Raw genomic sequence first — 15,968 nt, forward strand, 5'->3', positions numbered from 1 at the left:
TGTGCGGATGAGCGCATGGTTGGAGAGTGTGCGCAAAGGCTATGGTCGAAAGCTGAAGACTTTGCATTCTGTGAACGGATGGATCGTGACCCTTCTCGCCATTTCGGGGCTCATCCTGGCGCTGGGATTTTGGCGGGGCGTGCTCGGCGAAGGGCGGGTTTGGTTGAAATGGGTGCATATTTGCATCGGTCTCGCCTCCATGAGCCCGGTGATCTTCTATCTGCTCCTTGCGGCGAAGCACTGGAAGCAACTGCGTGGCAAGCCGTTGCAGCGATTCAACGTGCTGGTCGTGCTTGGACTGCTCTTGGGCTGGCTCGGCTCAGGCCTGCTGCTCTGGCAGTTCCGCGGGGTCGGACCCGTTTGGTCTAACAGGGCACTACAGATTCACGATTTGCTGACATGGATCGGACTACCTTATATTATTTATCATTCTATTACCCGTTTGAAATGGCTCAAAGAGCCGGGAAAGCAAACTGTCCGCCCAAAACGGGGGCAGGTCGTGGAAGGCAGATCAGCGCCGGAGAGGCCGCAGTCGGTGATGACACGAAGAATGTTTCTTCGTTCAGGAATTGCGGCAGGACTGCTGCTCATATTCGGACCCTCCCTTCTCAAATCACTTGGCAGCTTTGGCGGGTTGAACAGCGGCGTTAAGCCGGATCAGCTCGCCGGGACGGACGTTAATCGGTTCGTCCCGAAGCCCAAGCCTCTTCCCGCCTCATCCCCGCCGATCGGCGGCGGTAGCAAGGGTAACTTTCGCGTCTATACAGTAACGCCAATTCGCCCGCTTACGAACAATACCTGGTCATTCACGATAGACGGACTGGTAGAACGGCCGGTAACCTACGACTGGGAGGCCTTTGTTAAGCTAAAGCGAACGGTGCAGGTAAGCGATTTTCATTGCGTAACGGGCTGGTCCGTTTATAAGAACACCTGGGAAGGGCTTTCGCTGAAGCAGCTGCTGGAACAAGCGGGAGTCAAGTCCAGCGCAACCCATGTCAAATTTTACTCTGCTGACGGCGTGTATACTGATTCACTTACACTAAAGCAGGCTCGCATGGACGATGTCATGGTAGCCATGCTACACGACGGCATCCTTATCCCTAGCGAGCTTGGCGGTCCAGTCCGGCTTGTCGTACCCAAAATGTACGCGTATAAGTCGGTCAAGTGGCTGAACCGGATCGAGCTGATCGACATGGATCACGTCGGCTATTGGGAGCAGCGCGGCTATTCGAAGGACGCCTGGGTTTAGAATGGAGCGGCGCTACTGAAATTGTAGAGTGTATTGGGAATGTACCATGATTCAGGAGATACAGACTCTTAACGTTTACCTCCGACGGGTTACTATTTCCCATTGCAATATCGCTCAGATTTCCTTAAGAAATGCCTGAACTTTTCACAAACTGAATATGGTTTAAATTGTTCTCTTCCGGATACAATTGATTCTTAAGACAATATCACTCAATAACTTCCCACCTAACCTACCGTGAAGTCTCGTATATAATTAGTTTTTTATACAAATTAAAAGGGAGCCTCGAGTCTTTCCTCGGGCTCCCTTTTTGATCTATTAACTCTTATTAACCTACTCTCTTACTCTACAGTTACACTCTTCGCCAGGTTACGTGGTTTATCCACATCGTGGCCAAGGGCTAGTGAAGCGTAGTAAGACAACAATTGCAAAGGCACTACCGACAGAGCCGGTGTGAACAGTGGCAATGTCTTAGGGATGGCGAAAGCTTGATCCACGGATTTCAGAAGGCTGGCAACATGCTCTTCATGCGTAATTACCATTACGTCAGCACCGCGAGCTTTCACTTCTTTGATATTGCTTACTGTTTTCTCAAGAACAGCGTCTTGAGTTGCCAGAGCAATTACCGGAATACCCTCTTCAATCAGGGCAAGCGTTCCGTGCTTCAACTCACCTGCAGCATAGGCCTCAGAGTGAATATAAGAGATCTCTTTCAGCTTCAGAGAACCTTCTTGGGCAACGGCATAATCCAGACCGCGTCCGATGAAGAACAAATGCTGATTATGAGAAATCTGCTCTGCATATGCTTTGATGGCATCGGAGTTCTCGAGCATGCTTTCTACCTGCTCAGGCAGAGCCTGGATGGCAGAGATCATGTGAGCAACTTGATCTTCCGTTTGTGTACCACGAACTTGTGCGAGGTACAAGCCAAGCAGATAGAACGCGATCAGCTGGGAAGAGTACGCTTTAGTTGAAGCTACAGCAATCTCAGGTCCAGCCAGTGTTACTAGCACATCATCAGCGTCACGAGCGATAGAGCTTCCTACCACGTTGGTTACTGCAAGGACATGCGCTCCGTTGCTCTTTGCTTCACGAAGTGCAGCAAGTGTATCTGCAGTTTCGCCAGATTGGCTCACCACGATAACCAGAGTTTCAGGAGTAATCAATGGTGAACGGTAGCGGTATTCAGAAGCAACATCATTATACACAGGAACACGAACCAGTTGTTCAATTACAGTTCCACCTACCAGACCAGCATGGTAAGCCGTTCCGCATGCAACGATATGAACGTTCTGAATCTGTTTGATACGCTCTTCTGTCAAATTCAGATCCTTCAGCACTACCTTACGGCCGGACTCGTCAACACGTCCCCGGATCGTATCACGGTAAGCTTTAGGCTGTTCATGGATTTCTTTCAGCATGAAATGATCAAATCCGTTCTTTTCTGCTGTCACAGCATCCCAATCGACATGAATCATTTCCCGAGAAATAAAGTTCCCCTCAATAGTCATCAGTTCGACAGAATCTTCTGTCAGAACTGCCATTTCACCATCGTTAAGGATATAAACGTTTCTTGTATATTTGAGAATAGCGGGAATATCAGAACCGATAAAGTTCTCCCCTTCTCCAAGTCCGATAATAAGCGGGCTAGCTTGACGTACAGCTACCAGTTTGTGCGGCTCATACTCAGTTAACACACCAAGGGCGAACGCTCCGCGCATGTAGCTAATCGCTTTTTGAACAGCTTTCACGATATCGCCGTCATATTCACGAGCAACCAGGTGAGAGATAACTTCAGTATCTGTCTCCGATACAAATACATGTCCTTGACCGATCAATTCCTCTTTCAGCTCCAGATAGTTCTCAACAATACCGTTATGAACAACGGAGAACTTCTCACTGTTATCTGTGTGAGGATGGGAGTTAACATCCGAAGGCTTACCATGAGTTGCCCAGCGTGTATGCCCGATGCCCGCAGAACCAACCAGCGGTGCAGCTTCAAGCTTGGACTCCAAATTAGCCAGACGGCCAATGGATTTGCTGATTTGCAGACCTTGCGGTGTGAATACAGCGATTCCGGCAGAGTCATAACCACGGTACTCAAGCTTCTTCAGACCCTCGATCAGAACTGACTGTGTATCTCTTTTCCCAATATATCCGACAATACCACACATTTTATAAAATCCTCCGTTTCGTTATCTATCAATTTTAAGGTCGATGGACGTAAGGAACCGGAAGACTGCGCAGCAGTCTGGAGTCGATGTATTTTATTTTATAATGAAAACTTTCTGATAAAGCCAATTATTTTCATGAATGTACATTCTTCTCCACTACTACGAATCAACCGCAAATCTCCTTACGTACATTCACAAATTTATATCGAACACTCTTTAATATTAATGGCATCGGTCGGCAAGTTTGTTAGTAGGGTCGCCCCTACCTTTTGCTTATCCGACTTTCGGTTAGATGCAATTACCGGGAGGCCCCCGCCGAACATTTCGAACACCTCCACCTCGTCAGCTTCGATTGCCGTGGATATCCGCAAGCCTTAAATGCGGTAATCCTTCCCGCGCGAATCCGAAGCTCTGGCGCTTATTTCAATTAGAACCTTACTACCCTCTCTTTCTTTCTAGGAATAATGTTATTATATGCACCCCACTAGCAATTTGCAATGGCATGAGGACCCATCCCGTGAAAATGCGACTTTCCTACCCATAAAAAAACCGCTAGAACAGGAAAACCATTCCAGCGGCCTAATTACCCATTAATTTAGTATGATTTCTTGGTCCTACACGAGTTCCCGCTCAACCACTTTAGTAATCTGGGATACGTATTGTTCAAGTTCAGTTTTATCCGGCCCTTCAGCCATTACACGGATCAATGACTCCGTACCTGATGGGCGAACCAGCACCCGTCCGTTACTACCAAGCTGTTGTTCTACAACGGTAATCACTTCTTCAATCGCCTGGTTGCCATTGTACTTGCTCTTATCCTGAACACGAACATTTACCAGCACCTGAGGATACTGGACCATCAGCTTCTTAAGCTCACTAAGAGGCTTGCCTGCCTTCTTCATGGTATCCACCAATTGAATTCCAGTCAGAATGCCGTCTCCGGTAGTATTGTAATCCAGGAAAATTACATGCCCGGACTGCTCACCGCCCAGGTTGTACCCGCCGCGCAGCATTTCAGCCATGACATAACGGTCACCTACGGCTGTTTTTGCTGTATTCAAGCTAAGCTTTTCAGTTGCCTTGTAGAAGCCAAAGTTACTCATAACCGTAGAAACAATCGTGCTTCCGTTCAGTTTACCCGCGCGGTTCATGGCCTCTCCGCAAATACAGAGGATATGGTCTCCGTCTACTTCCTCGCCCTTTTCATCAATAGCAATCAGGCGGTCAGCATCTCCATCAAAAGCAAGACCGAGGTCTGCTCCCAGACGTACTACTTCTTCCTTAAGCAATTCCGGATGTGTTGATCCGCAGTGATCGTTTATATTAAGCCCTGTTGGCTCAGCAGCAATCGTATACACCTCTGCTCCGAGTTCACGGAACAGCTTGGGTGCAAGCTCATAAGCAGCGCCATTCGCGCAGTCCAGTACAATTTTCAAGCCTTCAAAGTTTGAAGAAATTGTCGTCTTAAGGTGCTCTAGATATTTATACTTGGATTCATTGTCTACGGTAACACTTCCCAGCTTACCGCCGATTGGACGAGGAAGCTCATCCAGTTCTTTATCCAGAAGGTCTTCAATTTGAAGTTCTGTCTCATCGGACAGCTTAAATCCATCACTGCCGAAGAACTTAATTCCATTGTCCTCTACCGGGTTATGAGAAGCTGAGATCATTACACCCGCATCCGCATTTAACACACGGGTTAGATAGGCGACAGCCGGAGTGGAGACAATCCCCAGACGAATTACGTCTGCTCCGATAGACAATAAGCCTGCTACAAGTGCGGATTCAAGCATTACACCCGAGATACGAGTATCCATACCGATAACAACCTTTGGCTTCTCTACTTGTCCTGCCAGTACATACCCGCCGGTACGGCCAATTCGGTATGCAAGCTCAGCAGTCAATTCCTTATTCGCTACACCACGTACTCCGTCTGTTCCAAAATACTTCCCCACAATTACTCACTCCTCCAGATAAATGGTTTCTCATCCATAACTTACATGTTTTTATTTTACTTTAATCTGTCTGCTGCTTCTAAGGTTCTTTCCCTGTCTGATCTGAGTTAGTGCCTGTTACCCCGGCAGACCCATCTCCCCCAGTTCCCGGGTCAGTTCCTGAATTCACATCCTGCCCATCACTACTCTCCGTATTCGTATCTGAGGGAGTCGAAGTCACAGGCTTAGCATTAGTCTTAACTTCGATTTCGACCTTCAAATTAGCAGGACTTGCCAAAGATACAAACTTGGGAAGCGTAATAGTCGGGGTAATCTTGTGAATCCCTTGTCCAAGACCGGATACATCAACACTGATTGCAAAGTCCCCTGCTTCTATAGACTTTAGCACTTCATCTGAACCCTGCACCGTCAGAGACATTTTTCCATTTGCCGGGCTTAGAATCTTTACTGTCGTCTTCTCGCTCTGATTTTTGATCGTAACCGGAATGTCATTCACTGTCTTTTCACCTAGAGGCGCAGCTTTGACAACGACCTTTACAGAGCTCGGCTCGATTTTCTCAGAACCTTTCGGCGGAGTCAAGTCCAATGAGTATTCAGTCGCGGTTGGACCCTTGAATTTACTTAAATCCACGCTAACAGAGTAGGAATCTATCCCCTCTAGCACATCTTTAGTCCCATACACTGCAACACCTTCTACGTCTGCCTGAACTTCAGACAGAGCGTACCCTTGGGGTAGCTTTCCTGTTTGCTTAATTTCTATGGGCACCGTTTTGTAAAGCTTGTTCATAGGTACATCGACCTGTATGGACGAAGGGCTGATCTCGGCATCGGGAATCTCCCGTCCATTCTTATCGTATGCCTTTAGCTTTACGGATTTGCCTTCTACTGAATCCTGCGCTCCACCAACATCCAGGGTTCCTTCCACTTTATGGACTCGCTTGAGCTCACTTTCCGGGAGTGTCACACTAACTTTCCCATCGTTCTCCATAATGGGAGTCCCCATTTGCAGGCCGCCATCCGGAACCCCCTTGAGTACGATGCTCGCGCTGTACGTCTTCGTCTGTTTGGCTTCAATTATTACCTTGGCTGATGAGGGATTCTTGGATACCAGCTCAACTCCATAAGGAAGTTCAACGGTTAGTGGTACCATAGTCGTACCCGGACCTACATCTTCCAAGTTCAATTTCACTCTATAATCGGTAAATACGGAGGTGATATTAGGACGTTTCCCTTTAACTTCCAGACTCACAACCTTAGGATCCATATCCATTAGAACATAAGATTTGTCATCAAAACCAACCACTTCCACTTTGACATCATTGATTGTCTTGGTATCGATTGAAGAACCCGAGGTACTCGGCGTACTGCTGTCGATATGAACCATGGCCCACAGAAGAATACTAATGCAGAGTGCCAAAATCTTGGCAATCGTGTTATTGTTGAACCATTTATCCATGCCGGCGCCCCCCCTTCATCTTCCAGAATGGGGCCTTCTTGTCCTTATGCGCTGTGCTAGGACTAAGCTCTTCATAAAGCTTGGAGATGAGGGACTCCTCATTAATGCCCCGCACCACCTGTCCGTTAATCGCGAGTGAGATTTGACCCGTCTCCTCTGATACGACCACGGATACCGCATCACCGACCTCACTGATTCCGATGGCAGCGCGATGTCTGGTCCCAAGCTCCTTACTGATGAACGGATTCTCAGATAAAGGCAGATAACAAGCTGCCGCCGCAATCCGATGCTCTTGAATAATAATGGCTCCATCATGAAGTGGAGTATTAGGTATGAAGATATTTATCAGCAGCTCAGAGGTAATAACCGACTGGGTTGGAATTCCCGACTCTTTATATTCATTAAGACCCGTATTCCGTTCAAATACAATTAATGCTCCAATCTTTCCACGTGATAAATAATTAACTGCTTTAATAATCTCGCCGATCTCCCGGCTAAACTCTTCCTCATCCGCAGTTGTACGGCCGAATAGTTTGCCTCGCCCAAGCTGCTCCAGCGCTCTTCTAAGCTCAGGCTGAAAAATGATAAATACAGCAAGTACACCGAACGTGAACATTTGATTCATCAGCCATTTGAGCGTATAGAGATCGAACCAGGTGCTTGCGGCCCATATTACTACCAGCACGAGGATGCCCTTAAGCAGCTGAACTGCCCTAGTTCCCCGTACAAGTAAAATCAAATGATAAATAATATAAGTTACAATTAGGATATCTATAGCATCTTTAATGGACTCCTGCCATGTTAAGTCCGAAAAATAATTCATACGACAACCCCCGGTTTTCCCTTTTAGCTAGCTTATCAGTGTTATGTTGTCCCTAAACTCTAGGTTATAACGATCGAACTTCAGTTGCAAGCTTCTTTGTCTCATGCCGACTATAATATGTATATTCTACCAGTTTAATACAATAAAAGGCGCCTCTCTATAGAGTGGCGCCCTTACTTTGGGTTAATATCTCCAATTATCGATAGGCGACTTCAGTCAACGTATTTGTGATCTTATACCAGATCCAATCAAGCGCCTGATCAATACGTTTCACATCACCAGATATTTTAGCCGTTGAAGCTTGATACAATGAACCATCAATAACGGTAAGATTTCCATTCACTTCACCATAGATCTGGGCCTTTCCATTCTCCACGGTTAGATCTCCGGCAATCGTCTTTCCGCTTGGAACAATGACCGTTCTTCCTTCAATCACAACTTGATCCAGCCCGGCACCTTTGACAATTAACTGGTCATCCGCTTTCCAGAGTGACATCGAGCTAAAGAGCATAACGAAGATAAACATGGCCACTGCGGTAAGGGCTGGGTGCCTCTTGATCCATTTTATCCACACACGCTGTCCGCGTTTCCTTGGAAGCTCTCGCATAATCCGATCTACCAGTTCATCTGAAGCGGATGGAACAGAGCTCTTAACAGCATGGAAAAGCATCATCTCCGTTTGTTCCAGCTCTTGAAAATGCATATTGCAGGATGGACATAGTACAAGATGTTTCTTCAGTTCCAAGGCTTGTGCTTGGTCCAAATCGTCATCCAGATATTGATGCATTAAAGAGGCAGCTTGTTTGCAATCCATATGAGCCAATCCTTTCAGTTGAAATCTGCATGGAATGAACGCTAATCCCTAAGCCATTCCATTTATATAGACATTGTCCTTGCAATTAAGTGGCAAAGCATTCAGGTATACACTTTAAATACGCTCTACTATGTATATCGTTTCAACTTTTTTAGCTGAGCCGTCAAATGTGTTTGTTCTCCAATCTTTTGCGCAAAAATTCACGCCCTCTGTGTACACGGGTTTTGACCGTCGTTACGGGCATGCCCAGCACATCACTAATCTCCTGCAGAGACAACTCCTGCAGATACCTGAGGATCATAACCGATTTATATTTTAACGGAAGGCTTTCGATTGCAGAATGAATGGTCTCGCGGGTCTCTGATACCAGATACTCACTTTCCGGAGTTCGATTGTCCCCTGGAATTAGCGTATATCCATCCATACCTTCCTGGTCATTCATCTCGGCATCCAGCGAATAACTTGGCTTTCTCTTCCTTAGTCGATCTATACACAAATTCGTAGCAATACGGTAGATCCATGTAGAGAATTTTTGATTCTCATCGTATCGCATCCAGTTCTTATGTACTCTTAGAAAAGTTTCCTGCACAATATCCTCGGCCTCATGACGGTTATTCAGCATGCGGTAGGCCAAGTGGAACAGTTTGTCTTTATATAGATCTACAATTTCTGCAAAAGCACCTTGATCACCCTTACGGGCTAGCTTTATGAGTCTCGCATCATAATTGTCAGTCATTTCATTTTCCCCCAGATCCGCCAAAACGGTCTCTTGCCGGTTCCAAAGCCATGCAATATGGATAATCGTGCGGTTGGACCGCAAAAAGAACGGACGGTATTGGCATGTCCCGGCGCTTCATTCAAATGGTAATTCAACTGCTCGCAAATTGCAAGCATACACATATACTCTATAATCCAAGATTAATAAAAGAACCGTGTCTTGAAGCGACACGGTTCTTATGCATTCTAGATGTGTAATTGGACCGATCAATCAGCCTGTATTTCTGAGTCCTGCAGCAATACCGTTAATAGTAAGGAGAACTTCACGAAGCAGGATAGGATCATCTCCACCCTGTTCTCTGATTGTACGTAATTCTGACAACAATTGTACCTGTAAGTAGCTAAGCGGATCTACATACGGATTACGCTGACGAATAGATTCTTGAAGAGTAGGCTCATTATCAAGCATTTCCTGCTCTCCTGTAATCTTGAGAATTAAGCTCTTCGTCAGATTGAACTCCTCTTCAATTTGCTTGAAGATGCGGTTCTTTGCCGTTTCATCACTGCACATATTAGCATATTCTGATGCAATAATCAGATCTGCCTTAACTACTGCGAACTGCAGCGTATCAATCAAGGAACGGAAGAACGAGAAGTTGGCGTACATTTCCTGAAGAACCTTCAGCTTCTCTTCATCGTTATCGTAGAAATCTTGAATTCCAGTACCTGCTGCATACCAAGCCGGGAACAGATAACGGCTTTGTGTCCAAGCGAATACCCATGGAATCGCACGCAAATCTTCGAACCGGTCACTGTTCTTCCGCTTGGAAGGACGTGAACCGATATTGAGTTCACCTACTTCACCAAGTGGAGTAGATTCTTTGAAGAATTTAAGGAAATCAGGTTCACGGAATACTAGTTCCTGATACTTATTCAGAGATACCTCAGACATTTGTCTAATGATATTTTCCCACTTTTCTTCATCTAGATCGCTTTGCTGAGGCTGACGAGCAAGCACTGCCTGGGTTAGCAAAGCAGAAGTTGCTTGTTCAAGGCTGCGGTAAGCAATCCCTTTTAAGGAATATCTGGATGAGATTACTTCACCTTGTTCCGTAATCTTGATCCCTCCGCCTACAGTATGCGGCGGCTGAGCAAGGATACTACGGTTCAGAGGCATGCCTCCACGTCCTAGAGCGCCTCCGCGCCCGTGGAAGAACTTCAGCTTCACGCCGAACTCTGCGGCTACCGCTGTAATTCCCTTCAGGGCAACGCGCAGCTCCCAGTTAGCTGTCACGACGCCACCGTCTTTGTTACTGTCCGAGTAACCCAGCATAATTTCCTGCAAGTCGCTCATTGCTGCTACGGACTGACGGTAGATCGGCATTTCGAACAACTGACGCATAATAGCTGGTGCGGCATGAAGATCATCAATAGTCTCGAACAAAGGAACCGATTGAAGGGTGCAGACTACAGTACCATCAACCTCTTTGCGGAACAGTCCAACTTCCTTAGCGAACACCATAACCTCAAGGACATCACTGGCCGCTTCAGCCATACTAATCAGGTAGCTGCTGATACAGTGCTCTCCAAATTCCTGCTGCGCCAAGAACACGGTACGGTAGACATTCAAGCATTCCGTTGTGCTCTCGCTGTATTCTTGGTAAGGCGAAGTCAAAGGACGAGGATCATTAAGGATACGCTCTAGCAATTCCACCTTAGCATCTTCACTAAGCTCACCATAGTTCTCTGTAACATTCATATGAGCAAGGATTTCAGTCATTGCATTCTCATGCTCCTGACTGTGCTGGCGAATGTCCAGCTTCGCTGTGTGGAAGCCAAACAGCTCCACCTGGCGGATCAAGTAACGGATATGTGTGTCGGCTACATAATCTGCATAGTGATGACGGAGACTGCGATCTATTACATTAAGATCTTCAACCAGTTCCTCTACGCTGTTATATCGTTCAACCGAATCCTTCTTGGTGTCATCAATGACATTGTGCAGCTTTTCTGTCATATAAGTGAGTTTCACCCGGTAAGGTTCCTTTTCATTGCGCCATTGAGGCGTTTTGTTCAGAACCACAGTCTCCCGGTCTTTTTGAATTGATGCTTGAAGCTCATCAGTAACATTGACGATAGTTGTACTGAAGCTTAAATAACGGAACAATTCAGCCAGTATACGCTGATATTCACGCACAGCCAGCTTGCGCTGCATTAACAAAGTCTCCCAAGTTACTTCCGCTTTTACGGAAGGATTACCATCACGGTCCCCACCGATCCAAGATCCAAAACGGAGATAGGTCGGAACATGCCAGTTATGCTCAGGATAATATTTGGTCAAGCAGCGTTCAAGTTCCTGATAGACATCAGGGAGTACATGGAACAAAGTCTCGTGGAAATAATACATTCCATTCCGCACCTCATCGAGTACGGTAGGCTTACGATCTCGTAGTTCATCCGTCTGCCATAGCGTAATGACTTCATTCAGCAGCTTCTCACGCAGCTGCTCGCGTTCTCTGAATGTCAAAGTAGGATTATCCAGCTGCATCACATCATCTGCAATCCGTTTATGAATATCAAGAATCGCACGACGCATCGCTTCCGTTGGGTGAGCAGTCATAACAAGCTCCAGAGACAAGCCCTGCAGAATCTCCTGTACTTCATCATAGGAGAAGCCGCGTTCCTTAAGGTCCCTAACCGAATCTTCGATAGATCCAGGCTGTACGGTCTCACCGGCAGAACGCTCATAGTCACGTTTGCGGCGAATACGATGGTTCTGCTCCGCAATATTAACTAGTTGGAAATAAACAGCGAATGCCCGAATGACTTGATGACGGATATCCGGCTCAAGTGTATTAATGATCTGTTTAAATTCCTCATGCAGTTCAGGTAAAAATACCGCTCTAAGTGACTTGCTGGCTTCACGTATCTTTTCGACAATATCTAAGAGTTCATTACCGCCTTGATGTACAAGGACTTCTCCTAATATATTGCCCAAAAAACGAATATCACGCCGCAGCAGGTTGTTGGAATTACTTTTGTTGGCAGTTACCGCTAGTTCTGTCATGCTTCTCCTCCCACTTCATCCTGTTTCCGTCTTTATAATGCCTTTTTCCATCATACAATAAACTGTGCATAAAATCTTTACTTTATTTATAAAAACAAGGCTGTAGAGGCAGCCAAAGAGGTAAACACACTAAATATTTAATCATTTATTTGTATTATTATAGCTCATAGTTAAAGCTAAGCTACCCACTATAATGCATAAAAAAAGTGGATTAAGGCCCTTTCGGAATAGATGTACATTATACAATACATGTATAAATAGCCATATTAACATTTAATCAATGCGTTGACACGTCAAAGCAGTAAAATCAATGGGTAAAAATAAAACCCATTATAACAAAAAACACCATCGTTACGATGATGCTGTTGGTGAATTATGGAGCGGGTGATGGGAATCGAACCCACGCTATTAGCTTGGAAGGCTAAAGTTCTACCATTGAACTACACCCGCACCGGAGAAAATAATGGTCGGGACGACACGATTTGAACATGCGACCCCCTGGTCCCAAACCAGGTGCTCTACCAAGCTGAGCTACGTCCCGAGATATGGTGCTGCTTATGAGATTATCAATTGCAAAAGCAAGAAAATGGCGCGCCCTAAGAGATTCGAACTCCTGACCTTTTGATTCGTAGTCAAACGCTCTATCCAGCTGAGCTAAGGGCGCAAATTATGGAGCGGACGACGGGAATCGAACCCGCGACCCTCGCCTTGGCAAGGCGATGCTCTACCGCTGAGCCACGTCCGCAAATGGTGCGCGTGGAGGGACTTGAACCCCCACGTCAAAGACGCTAGATCCTAAGTCTAGTGCGTCTGCCAATTCCGCCACACGCGCACAAGTAACACTGTTCACCCTGACAATCAAGGTAAATGGTGAGCCATGAAGGACTCGAACCTTCGACACCCTGATTAAAAGTCAGGTGCTCTACCAACTGAGCTAATGGCTCAAAATGGCTGGGGATATAGGATTCGAACCTATGGGTGACGGAGTCAAAGTCCGTTGCCTTACCGCTTGGCTAATCCCCAATGTCTCACAATGGACAACTTGTCCTCTGTTAAAAAGAAACTATGGTGGAGGCTGAGGGGATCGAACCCCCGACCCTCTGCTTGTAAGGCAGATGCTCTCCCAGCTGAGCTAAGCCTCCATATTTAAGTGAATAGTTATGGATACTTCGGCAAGACAATAGGATATAGTATGTACTGACATCACTCAATTGATTCTAGCCATAATCCAAAAAAATAATGGTGACCCGTAGGGGATACTCGTTCTTCGAACGAGACTGCGATGTATTCCTATCGAAGCGGATGCTCCGACGAACCCTCGTGGGTTCTCATCCCCATATGAAGCAAATAATGATAGTGGTGACCCGTAGGGGATTCGAACCCCTGTTACCTCCGTGAAAGGGAGGTGTCTTAACCCCTTGACCAACGGGCCTTATAGTAAGTATGCATAACTTCCATTTAACCAGAAGTAATGGAGCTCTCAACCGGGATCGAACCGGTGACCTCATCCTTACCATGGATGCACTCTACCTACTGAGCTATGAGAGCAATGGCTCCCCGAACAGGACTCGAACCTGTGACAACTCGATTAACAGTCGAGTGCTCTACCAACTGAGCTATCAGGGAATAAAAGTGTTCGCTTGGCGGCGTCCTACTCTCCCAGGACCCTGCGGTCCAAGTACCATCGGCGCTGGAGGGCTTAACGGTCGTGTTCGGGATGGGTACGCGTGGAACCCCTCCGCCATCGCCACCAAACGGAATTCTCTTCAGGCTTGATCGCCTGAAAACTAGATACGAAACGAATCTGCGTATGCTCTTCTTGGACTACGTCCTTCCGAGCTTGTTGGATAAGCCCTCGACCGATTAGTACTGGTCAGCTCCATGCATTGCTGCACTTCCACCCCCAGCCTATCTACCTCGTCGTCTTCAAGGGGTCTTACGAATTGGGAAATCTCATCTTGAGGGGGGCTTCACGCTTAGATGCTTTCAGCGCTTATCCCTTCCGCACTTAGCTACCCAGCTATGCTCCTGGCGGAACAACTGGTGCACCAGCGGTGCGTCCATCCCGGTCCTCTCGTACTAAGGACAGCTCCTCTCAAATTTCCTACGCCCACGACAGATAGGGACCGAACTGTCTCACGACGTTCTGAACCCAGCTCGCGTACCGCTTTAATGGGCGAACAGCCCAACCCTTGGGACCTACTTCAGCCCCAGGATGCGATGAGCCGACATCGAGGTGCCAAACCTCCCCGTCGATGTGGACTCTTGGGGGAGATAAGCCTGTTATCCCCAGGGTAGCTTTTATCCGTTGAGCGATGGCCCTTCCATGCGGTACCACCGGATCACTAAGCCCGACTTTCGTCCCTGCTCGACTTGTCAGTCTCGCAGTCAAGCTCCCTTATGCCTTTGCACTCTTCGAATGATTTCCAACCATTCTGAGGGAACCTTGGGGCGCCTCCGTTACTCTTTAGGAGGCGACCGCCCCAGTCAAACTGCCCACCTGACACTGTCCCCATACCGGATCACGGTACCAGGTTAGAACTCCGATACGATCAGGGTGGTATCCCAACGTTGCCTCCACAGAAGCTGGCGCTCCTGCTTCTTAGGCTCCCACCTATCCTGTACAAATCGTATCAAAGTCCAATATCAAGCTGCAGTAAAGCTCCATGGGGTCTTTCCGTCTTGTCGCGGGTAACCTGCATCTTCACAGGTATTAAAATTTCACCGGATCTCTCGTTGAGACAGCGCCCAAGTCGTTACGCCATTCGTGCGGGTCAGAATTTACCTGACAAGGAATTTCGCTACCTTAGGACCGTTATAGTTACGGCCGCCGTTTACTGGGGCTTCGGTTCATAGCTTCGGGTTACCCCTAACCACTCCCCTTAACCTTCCAGCACCGGGCAGGCGTCAGCCCGTATACTTCGCCTTGCGGCTTCGCACAGACCTGTGTTTTTGCTAAACAGTCGCTTGGGCCTTTTCACTGCGGCCCCCTCGTGCTATTCACACTACCGGGGCACCCCTTCTCCCGAAGTTACGGGGTCATTTTGCCGAGTTCCTTAACGAGAGTTCTTCCGCGCGCCTTAGAATTCTCTTCTCGCCTACCTGTGTCGGTTTGCGGTACGGGCACCTTCTCCTGGCTAGAGGCTTTTCTTGGCAGTGTGAGATCATGACCTTCGCTACTGTAATTTTCGCTCCCCATCACAGCCCAGCCTTACGGTGTGCGGATTTGCCTACACACCAGCCTCACTGCTTAGACGGACATCCATCAGTCCGCGTCACTACCCTACTGCGTCACCCCATCGCTCATAACGGATTACGGTGGTACAGGAATTTCAACCTGTTGTCCTTCGACTACGCCTTTCGGCCTCGCCTTAGGTCCCGACTTACCCTGAGCGGACGAACCTTCCTCAGGAACCCTTAGGCTTTCGGCGGATCAGATTCTCACTGATCTTTTCGTTACTCATACCGGCATTCTCACTTGTATGCTGTCCAGCGCTCCTTACGGTACACCTTCAACCTACATACAACGCTCCCCTACCCCTGATGCAATGCATCAAGCCATAGCTTCGGTGGTGTGTTTAGCCCCGTTACATTTTCGGCGCAGAGTCACTCGACCAGTGAGCTATTACGCACTCTTTAAATGGTGGCTGCTTCTAAGCCAACATCCTGGTTGTCTGTGCAACTCCACATCCTTTCCCACTTAACACACACTTGGG

Annotated in this window: 8 protein-coding genes, 11 tRNA genes and 2 rRNA genes (1 of these 21 running past the window's edge); 1 reads left to right on the forward strand and 20 read right to left on the reverse strand. The window is 47.4% G+C overall.

Going from position 1 to position 15,968, the window contains the following annotated elements; genetic code table 11:
* Positions 1-7: 7 nt before the first annotated feature.
* Positions 8-1,249: a molybdopterin-dependent oxidoreductase gene (locus tag ACEN86_RS17330; RefSeq protein ID WP_495631785.1), complete on the forward strand. Its 1,242-nt coding sequence runs from the start codon at positions 8-10 to the stop codon at positions 1,247-1,249.
* Positions 1,250-1,587: 338 nt separating this feature from the next.
* Here ACEN86_RS17330 and glmS read toward each other — a convergent pair whose 3' ends face one another.
* The 20 genes from glmS to ACEN86_RS17430 form a co-directional block, all read right to left on the reverse strand.
* Complete coding sequence (gene glmS / locus ACEN86_RS17335; protein WP_495631786.1) at positions 1,588-3,420, reverse strand: glutamine--fructose-6-phosphate transaminase (isomerizing); 1,833 nt, start codon at positions 3,418-3,420, stop codon at positions 1,588-1,590.
* A 614-nt stretch (positions 3,421-4,034) separates the two neighbouring features.
* The gene (gene glmM, locus ACEN86_RS17340; protein ID WP_495631787.1) at positions 4,035-5,375 is read right to left on the reverse strand and encodes a phosphoglucosamine mutase; all 1,341 of its coding nucleotides are present in this window, start codon (positions 5,373-5,375) and stop codon (positions 4,035-4,037) included.
* Positions 5,376-5,454: 79 nt separating this feature from the next.
* On the reverse strand, positions 5,455-6,831 hold the full coding sequence (locus ACEN86_RS17345) for a CdaR family protein (protein WP_495631788.1): 1,377 nt from the start codon (positions 6,829-6,831) through the stop codon (positions 5,455-5,457).
* Positions 6,824-7,654, reverse strand: coding sequence for a diadenylate cyclase CdaA (gene cdaA, locus ACEN86_RS17350; RefSeq protein WP_495631789.1), 831 nt, complete (start codon positions 7,652-7,654; stop codon positions 6,824-6,826). The genes ACEN86_RS17345 and cdaA overlap by 8 nt, the downstream gene beginning before the upstream one ends.
* Positions 7,655-7,850: 196 nt before the next feature.
* Positions 7,851-8,468 carry a zf-HC2 domain-containing protein gene (locus ACEN86_RS17355; protein ID WP_495631790.1) on the reverse strand — a complete coding sequence of 206 codons (618 nt, stop codon included), beginning with the start codon at positions 8,466-8,468 and terminating at the stop codon, positions 7,851-7,853.
* A 163-nt stretch (positions 8,469-8,631) separates the two neighbouring features.
* A complete protein-coding gene (gene sigW, locus ACEN86_RS17360; protein WP_495631791.1) occupies positions 8,632-9,204 on the reverse strand; it encodes an RNA polymerase sigma factor SigW in 573 nt (190 codons plus the stop codon).
* 252 nt (positions 9,205-9,456) lie between these two features.
* Entirely contained in the window at positions 9,457-12,252 is a 2,796-nt protein-coding gene (gene ppc / locus ACEN86_RS17365; protein WP_495631792.1) for a phosphoenolpyruvate carboxylase, read from the reverse strand.
* 376 nt (positions 12,253-12,628) lie between these two features.
* A tRNA-Gly gene (locus tag ACEN86_RS17370) sits at positions 12,629-12,702 on the reverse strand.
* A gap of 14 nt (positions 12,703-12,716) precedes the next feature.
* A tRNA-Pro gene (locus tag ACEN86_RS17375) sits at positions 12,717-12,793 on the reverse strand.
* A gap of 46 nt (positions 12,794-12,839) precedes the next feature.
* A tRNA-Arg gene (locus ACEN86_RS17380) sits at positions 12,840-12,916 on the reverse strand.
* A 6-nt stretch (positions 12,917-12,922) separates the two neighbouring features.
* Positions 12,923-12,997, reverse strand: a tRNA-Gly gene (locus ACEN86_RS17385).
* 3 nt (positions 12,998-13,000) lie between these two features.
* Positions 13,001-13,084 (reverse strand) — tRNA-Leu (locus ACEN86_RS17390).
* 36 nt (positions 13,085-13,120) lie between these two features.
* Positions 13,121-13,196, reverse strand: a tRNA-Lys gene (locus ACEN86_RS17395).
* A gap of 4 nt (positions 13,197-13,200) precedes the next feature.
* Positions 13,201-13,275, reverse strand: a tRNA-Gln gene (locus ACEN86_RS17400).
* Positions 13,276-13,318: 43 nt separating this feature from the next.
* A tRNA-Val gene (locus tag ACEN86_RS17405) sits at positions 13,319-13,394 on the reverse strand.
* A gap of 215 nt (positions 13,395-13,609) precedes the next feature.
* Positions 13,610-13,684 (reverse strand) — tRNA-Glu (locus tag ACEN86_RS17410).
* Between the two features lie 40 nt (positions 13,685-13,724).
* A tRNA-Thr gene (locus ACEN86_RS17415) sits at positions 13,725-13,800 on the reverse strand.
* Between the two features lie 2 nt (positions 13,801-13,802).
* Positions 13,803-13,878 (reverse strand) — tRNA-Asn (locus tag ACEN86_RS17420).
* Between the two features lie 12 nt (positions 13,879-13,890).
* Positions 13,891-14,007 (reverse strand): 5S ribosomal RNA (gene rrf, locus ACEN86_RS17425).
* Positions 14,008-14,095: 88 nt separating this feature from the next.
* Positions 14,096-15,968, reverse strand: a 23S ribosomal RNA gene (locus ACEN86_RS17430) (it continues 1,054 nt past the right edge of the window).

It is taken from the genome of Paenibacillus sp. Paensp111, assembly GCF_059492195.1.

Bases quoted from the DNA above. Each gene is read 5' to 3' on its own strand.
- ACEN86_RS17330 (WP_495631785.1), top strand. From the start codon at position 8: ATGAGCGCATGGTTGGAGAGTGTGCGCAAAGGCTATGGTCGAAAGCTG.
- ppc (WP_495631792.1), bottom strand. From the start codon at position 12,252: ATGACAGAACTAGCGGTAACTGCCAACAAAAGTAATTCCAACAACCTG.
- ACEN86_RS17355 (WP_495631790.1), bottom strand. From the start codon at position 8,468: ATGGATTGCAAACAAGCTGCCTCTTTAATGCATCAATATCTGGATGAC.
- cdaA (WP_495631789.1), bottom strand. From the start codon at position 7,654: ATGAATTATTTTTCGGACTTAACATGGCAGGAGTCCATTAAAGATGCT.
- sigW (WP_495631791.1), bottom strand. From the start codon at position 9,204: ATGACTGACAATTATGATGCGAGACTCATAAAGCTAGCCCGTAAGGGT.
- ACEN86_RS17345 (WP_495631788.1), bottom strand. From the start codon at position 6,831: ATGGATAAATGGTTCAACAATAACACGATTGCCAAGATTTTGGCACTC.
- glmS (WP_495631786.1), bottom strand. From the start codon at position 3,420: ATGTGTGGTATTGTCGGATATATTGGGAAAAGAGATACACAGTCAGTT.